General features: G+C 62.0%; 6 protein-coding genes. 1 reads left to right on the forward strand and 5 read right to left on the reverse strand.

The window, feature by feature from the left end; genetic code table 11:
• Positions 1–21: 21 nt before the first annotated feature.
• From AC0L18_RS29475 to tlpA, 5 genes are all read right to left on the reverse strand, one after another.
• Positions 22–1089: a sn-glycerol-3-phosphate import ATP-binding protein UgpC gene (locus tag AC0L18_RS29475; protein WP_473495308.1), complete on the reverse strand. Its 1068-nt coding sequence runs from the start codon at positions 1087–1089 to the stop codon at positions 22–24.
• A gap of 7 nt (positions 1090–1096) precedes the next feature.
• A complete protein-coding gene (gene ugpE / locus AC0L18_RS29480; RefSeq protein WP_023797226.1) occupies positions 1097–1945 on the reverse strand; it encodes a sn-glycerol-3-phosphate ABC transporter permease UgpE in 849 nt (282 codons plus the stop codon).
• An 8-nt stretch (positions 1946–1953) separates the two neighbouring features.
• Positions 1954–2838 carry a sn-glycerol-3-phosphate ABC transporter permease UgpA gene (gene ugpA, locus AC0L18_RS29485; RefSeq protein ID WP_128176137.1) on the reverse strand — a complete coding sequence of 295 codons (885 nt, stop codon included), beginning with the start codon at positions 2836–2838 and terminating at the stop codon, positions 1954–1956.
• Positions 2839–2921: 83 nt separating this feature from the next.
• Positions 2922–4232 carry a sn-glycerol-3-phosphate ABC transporter substrate-binding protein UgpB gene (ugpB, locus tag AC0L18_RS29490; protein ID WP_473495309.1) on the reverse strand — a complete coding sequence of 437 codons (1311 nt, stop codon included), beginning with the start codon at positions 4230–4232 and terminating at the stop codon, positions 2922–2924.
• A 240-nt stretch (positions 4233–4472) separates the two neighbouring features.
• Entirely contained in the window at positions 4473–5159 is a 687-nt protein-coding gene (tlpA, locus tag AC0L18_RS29495) for a thiol:disulfide interchange protein TlpA (protein ID WP_287346722.1), read from the reverse strand.
• A 34-nt stretch (positions 5160–5193) separates the two neighbouring features.
• Between tlpA and argH the strand changes: the two genes are divergently transcribed.
• Positions 5194–6594 carry an argininosuccinate lyase gene (gene argH, locus AC0L18_RS29500; protein ID WP_473495310.1) on the forward strand — a complete coding sequence of 467 codons (1401 nt, stop codon included), beginning with the start codon at positions 5194–5196 and terminating at the stop codon, positions 6592–6594.
• The last annotated feature ends 242 nt before the right edge of the window (positions 6595–6836 follow it).

Below are 6836 nucleotides of genomic sequence, written 5' to 3' on the forward strand. Positions count from 1 at the left end.
GATCAGGCCGACAGGCCGGCTTCAATCGACCCGCTTGCCGGCCTGATCGAACCAGTGCAGCTTTTCGGCAATGGCCACGACACGCAACTGCTCGCCGGGCGCTGCGGTGGCGCGCCCTGAGACGCGCACGATGATACGGCTGCCGGCTGCGGCGCAGTGAAGAAAGCTTTCGGCCCCGACCGGCTCGACCGCTTCGACTGTCGCCGGCAGGACGAGCGCACCGGGCAGCGCCTCCGCATCGAAGGTGACGTCGGCATCTTCAGGGCGAAACCCCAGCGTCACGGCTTGTGTTCCGGGAGCCGCAAAGCCGATCGCGGTGCCGTCAGCCAGCATCGGGCCTGAGGAACTTCCGGTCAGCGCCAGAAGATTCATCGGCGGCGCGCCGATGAAGGAAGCGACGAAGATCGACGCCGGCTTTTCGTAGATGTCGAGCGGCGCGCCCGTTTGCTCGACCAGCCCGGCGTTCATGACAACAAGGATGTCGGCCAGCGTCATCGCCTCGAGCTGGTCGTGAGTGACATAGACCGAGGTGACGCCGAGCGTGCGCTGCAAGTTCTTGATCTCGACCCGCATCTGCCCGCGCAATTTGGCATCGAGATTGCTGAGCGGCTCGTCGAACAGGAAGACCTTCGGATTGCGCACGATGGCGCGGCCCATGGCGACACGCTGGCGTTGACCGCCGGAAAGCTCGCGCGGCCGCCGGTCGAGCAGCGCCGAAAGCTCCAGCACCTTGGCGGTCGAACGCACCCTGCTGTCGATCTCGTCCTTCGGCGTGCCGCGATTGCGCAGGCCATAGGCCATGTTGTCATAAACTTTCATATGCGGGTAAAGCGCGTAGTTCTGGAACACCATGGCGATGTCGCGCTCGGTCGGGCCGATGGCGTTGACCACCTTGCCGTCGATGGCGACTGTGCCGGCGGAAATGGTCTCCAAACCGGCGATCATCCTCAGCAGCGTCGACTTGCCGCAACCGGAGGGACCGACCAGCACGCAAAGCTCCTTGTCGGGAATGGCGATGGAGACCCCCTTCACGGCTTCGACGCCGCTGGGATAGACCTTCTTCACGTCCTTCAGATCGACGGTCGCCATCAGCTTCTCACTTTTCGGATTCGACCAGGCCGCGCACGAACCAGCGTTGCATCAGCACCACCACCAGGATCGGCGGCACGATGGCCAGCATCGCCGTGACCATGACCAGGTGCCATTCGGTATCGGCATCGGCGAAGGAAACCATCTTTCTCAACGCGATGACGATGGTGTTCATGTCGTTGCTGTTGGTGACCAGCAGCGGCCAAAGATACTGCGTCCAGCCGTAGATGAAGAGGATCACGAACAGCGCCGCGATGTTGGTGCGCGACAATGGCAACAGAATATCGAAGAAGAAGCGCCATGGCCCGGCGCCGTCGACGCGCGCCGCCTCGACCAATTCGCCCGGTATGGTCATGAAGAACTGGCGGAACAGCAGCGTCGCGGTGGCCGAGGCGATCAGCGGGATGATCAGGCCGGCATAGGTGTCGATCATGCCGAGATCGACCATCACCTTGTAGGTCGGCAGGATGCGCACCTCGACGGGAAGCATCAAGGTGATGAAGATCAGCCAGAAGAAGGTCATGCGCAGGGGAAAGCGGAAGAACACGATCGCATAGGCCGACAGGATCGAGATGCAGATCTTTCCCACCGCAACACCGAGCGCCATGATCGTGGTGTTGAGGAGCAGTTGGCCGACGCTGACACCGCCGATGCGGCCAATGCCGCCGAACAGCGCCTCGCTGTAGTTGTTCCAGAGCTGGCCGCCGGGCAAAAGCGGCAGCGGCGGCCTGAGGATGGTTTGCAGCGTGTGTGTCGAGGCGACGAACGTGTAGTAGATCGGGAAAGCCACGATCAATATACCGAGGATCAGCACGGCATGGGCGATGAAGGTGCGGAGCGGGGACTGGCCGATCATCGCTGCCCTCAGCCGTAGTGGACTTTGCGTTCCACGTAGCGGAACTGGATGGCGGTGAGCGCAATGACGATCGCCATCAGGATGACCGACTGCGCCGCCGAGTCGCCCAGGATCAGATTGACGAAACCATCATTGTAGACCTTGTAGACCAGGGTCTCGGTCGCCTTGCCCGGCCCGCCGCCGGTGACGGCATGAACGATGCCGAACGTGTCGAACAGGGCATAGACGGTGTTGACGACCAGCAGGAAAAAGGTGGTCGGCGCGAGCAGCGGGAAGACGATGGTCCAGAAGCGCTTAGTCTCGCCGGCGCCGTCCATGGCCGCCGCCTCGATCAGCGTTTTCGGCACTGCCTGCAGACCGGCTACGAAGAACAGGAAATTGTAGCTGATCTGCTTCCAGGCAGCCGCCGACACCAGCAGGATCATGGCGTGGGTTCCGTTGAGCAGCGGATCCCATGCGATGCCGAGGCTTCTCAGCAAATACGCCAACGAGCCGATCGAAGGATTGAACAGAAACAGCCACAGCATGCCGGCAATCGCCGGCGCCACGGCATAAGGCCATATCAACAGCGTGCGGTAGAGGCCTTTGCCGCGCACCGCCTTCTCGGCCATGACCGCAAGCAAAAGCGCCACGCACATCGCGACGATCGCGGTCGCAAGCGAGAACACCACGGTGACCTTGATCGAATTGAGGTAGGCCGGATCGGCCAGCACCTTGCGGAAATTGGCAAACCAGACGAACCTGGTCCTCAGCCCGAACGGATCCTGCCTGAGCATCGACTGGTAAAGCGCCTGACCAGCCGGCCAGTAGAAGAAAACCAGTGTTATGGCGAGTTGCGGCGCCACCAGCAGGTAGGGCAGGATCTTGTTGGGAAAGACGACGCGGGGAGACAGGCTGATTTCCTTCGCTATCTCGGGGACGCCCACGCGAACTCGCGTGGGCGATATTCAAACAGACACCAACCGAGATAATCCCGTCAGTTCTCCAGCGCTTCCTTGATTGCGGCGTTGCCGCGCGTGACCGCGTTGTCAAGCGCCTGCTGAGCGGTTTGCTGGCCGGCCAGCATCTTCTCGAACTCCTCGTTCTGGATATCGCGCACTTGCGGCAGGTTCGGCAGGCGCACGCCCTTCGAGTTGTCGGTCGGCGCCTTGCCCGTCATTTGCAGGATGGGTGTCTCACGGCCGGGGTTCTTGTCATAGAAGCCCGATTTCTTGGTCGCCTCGTAGGCAGCGAGCGTCACCGGCAGGTATCCCGACTTCTGGTGCAGATAGTCCTGCACATCGGTCTTGGACAAATAGGCGAAGAACGCCGCAACGCCCTTGTATTGCTCGTCCGACTTGGCGCCGAACACCCACAGGCTGGCGCCGCCCGGCGTGGTGTTCTGCGGCGCGCCCTTGGCGTCGCTGTCGTAGGGAAGCTGGCCGATGCCATAGTTCATGCCGGACTTGACGATGTCGCCGAGGCCGCCCGACGATTCGGTGAAGATGCCGCATTCGCCGGCAAGGAAGATCTGCTTGGCTTCGGAGGTGCGCCCGCCATATTTGAAGGTGCCGTCCTTGGCGAGGTCTGCGAGCGCCTGGAAGTGGTTGACGAAAATCGGCGCGTTGATCTTGAGTTCGACATCACCGCCGGCCAGACCGTTCTGCTGGGTCGCCCACGACACATCATTCCACGCCGCGAAATTCTCCAGATGGATCCAGGTCAGCCAGGTCGAGGTATAGCCACAAGGGGCGGCGCCGCTCGTCTTGATCTTCTTGGCGGCTTCCCACACCTCATTCCAGGTCTTGGGCGGATTGTTCACGTCGAGGCCGGCCTTCTGGAAGATATCCTTGTTGTAGTAGAGGATCGGCGAGGAGGAGTTGTAGGGGAAGGACAGCATGGTGCCGTCCGGCTTCGAATAATAGCCGACGATACCGGGCAGATACTGGCTCTTGTCGAAGGTCATACCGGCACCGGTCATCACCTCGGCAACCGGCTTGATCGCACCCTCGGCCGCCATCATCACGCCGGTGCCGACGTCGAACACCTGGAGGATGTCGGGCGCCTGTCCGGCGCGGAAAGCGGCGATGCCGGCGTTCAGCGTCTCCGGATAGGTGCCCTTGAACACCGGAACCAGTTCATAGTCGCTCTGGCTGGCGTTGAAATCCTTGGAGATCTTGCCGACGACCTCGGCGTTGGCGCCGGTCATGGCGTGCCACCAGCTGATCTGCGTGACGGCGAAGGCGGAGGTGGTGGAAAGCAGGGTCAAGGTGGCGGCGACACCGGCCGCGAAGCCGAAGAACTTCATGTTTCATCTCCCGTTTGTCATTGGCGAAAGGGGCACTCTCGCAAAGCCAATATGTGCCGCCCATGACAATTGGACAACGGTTTTGTTGCAGGCCGATGAACTTGATTTCCACTTAAAGTGGCGTGCGCTTCCGAATAGGAGCCGATGGAAAGGAATTGCCAAGCCGGCTCACCAATCGAACAACGACGACGGCCGGCAATCGCCGGCGCCTCCTAAGGGCGCTCTATTGCGCGACATGCATTAGTCAGACTTGCCGAGCGCCGTCTCGACCAGCCGCTTGGCGTCCGGGCTCGACCATTCTGCCGGGCCGTTCATGTGGGCAATCAGGCAGCCTTCACCGTCGATCAGCATGGTGACCGGCAGGCCGAGCGCCAGGCCGCGTGTCTTGAGATCGTTGAACAGCGCCATCGTCGAATCGCGGTAGTAGCCGAGCGCCTTGACGCCGGTCTCCTCGAGGAACTTCTTCGGCTTGCTGTCGTCGCCGGCATCGACATTGACCGCGACGACCTCGAAGGCATCGCTGCCCATTTCGTTCTGCAGCGCGTCGAGTGCCGGCATTTCGGCGCGGCAGGGCGCGCACCATGTCGCCCACAGATTGAGCAGCACCGTCTTGCCGGCATGGTCGGCGAGCGTCATCGGCTTGCCGTCGGGGCTGTTGAAGGCAAGGCCCTTCAGCGATTGCGGCGGATCGGCCGGCAAAAGTGCGGCAACCTGACCGGTGGCAGCCGCCGCGACCGCCTTGGCGCGGTCGGCCTTGGCGGCGCAGGCGACATCGTCCTTGCTGTCGCCAACCGCGACTTGAGCGGGGGCGTTGTTGCCAGAACCGCTTTCGCTGACATATACCGCGACCGCGCCGGCAAGCACGCCTGCCACCAAAGCGGCGAGGATGAGGCGCGGGGCCGGGAAAAATCGATTGCCGTCTGCCATTTTTTAAAACTGCTCCGGAGCACGGGTTATAGCGATGAGCGACAAGAAGGCCAGCAACCAGATGTGGGGCGGACGTTTTGCCTCGGGTCCGGCCGCGATCATGGAAGCGATCAACGCGTCGATCTCGTTCGACCGCAAACTCTACGCGCAGGATATCAGAGGCTCGATCGCCCACAGCGAGATGCTGGCGCAAACCGGCATTATTTCGACGGCCGACCAAGAAAAAATCGCTCACGGGCTGAACACGATCCTGGCAGAGATCGAAGCCGGCACGTTCGAGTTCTCGACCAGGCTGGAAGACATCCACATGAATGTCGAGGCCCGCCTTGCCGAGCTGATCGGCCCGGCTGCCGGCCGCCTGCATACCGCCCGTTCGCGCAACGACCAGGTGGCGGTCGATCTCAGGCTATGGGTCAAGGACGAGTGCTTTCGCGTCGCCGAGGCGCTGAAGGGCCTGATCACTGCGTTCCTGGAGCGAGCCGAGGAGCATGCGGCAACGGTGATGCCGGGCTTCACCCACATGCAGGCGGCTCAGCCGGTAACCTTCGGCCATCACTGCATGGCCTATGTCGAGATGTTCTCGCGCGACCTGTCGCGTGTTCGCGACGCTATCGAACGGATGGACGAAAGCCCGCTCGGTGCGGCCGCGCTTGCCGGCACCAGCTTTCCGATCGACCGGCACCAGACGGCCAGGGCGCTCGGCTTCCGTGAGCCGATGCGCAATTCCCTCGACAGCGTTTCGGACCGCGATTTCGCGCTCGAGTTTTTGGGGCTGGCGGCGATCTGCGCGACGCATCTGTCGCGGCTAGCCGAAGAAATCATCATCTGGTCGACGCCGCAATTCGGCTTCGTCAGGCTGTCGGACTCATTCTCCACCGGCTCCTCGATCATGCCGCAGAAAAAGAACCCCGACGCCGCCGAGCTGGTGCGCGGCAAGACCGGCCGCGTCACCGGCCATCTGGTCGGCCTGCTGACTGTCATGAAGGGCATGCCGCTGACCTACGGCAAGGACATGCAGGAAGACAAGGAATCCGTGTTCGACGCCGCCGAGACGCTCGACCTGATGCTGGCGGCGATGACCGGCATGGTGCGCGACATGACGGTGAATGCCGCCGCCATGAGGAAGGCCGCCGGGTCAGGCTATGCGACCGCGACCGATCTCGCCGACTGGCTGGTGCGCAGCCTCGGCCTGCCGTTCCGCGAGGCGCATCATGTCACCGGCCGCGCGGTAGCGCTGGCCGAAGAGAAGAAGATCGGGCTCGACAGGCTGCCGCTGGAAGACTTGCAATCCATTCACCCCGGCATCACGGCGGACGTGTTTTCCGTGCTTGCCGTGCAGAACTCGGTGAAGAGCCGCACGAGCTTCGGCGGCACCGCGCCATCGGAAGTGAGGAAGCAGATCCGCTACTGGAAAAAGCGCATTGCGAGGGCGTGATGCTCGTGCGGTGAATCCGAAATTCGCATCACGTTGGAGCAGCGCGGCGAGCGAATTTCGGATTCAAAAGCCGCACGAGTAATTCAATGAATTCTAGTGTGGTTTTTGGATTTGAAGTTCCTCAACGCGAATGCCGTCAATGCCGGGAACTTCAAATCCACCACACTAGAGCGTTTCACGTTTTGACGGAAGCGTATCCAGCGTTTTTGAAGTAGTTGTTGCATTCGGCTGCCCCGATGGTT

Source organism: Mesorhizobium sp. WSM4819 (assembly GCF_055811215.1).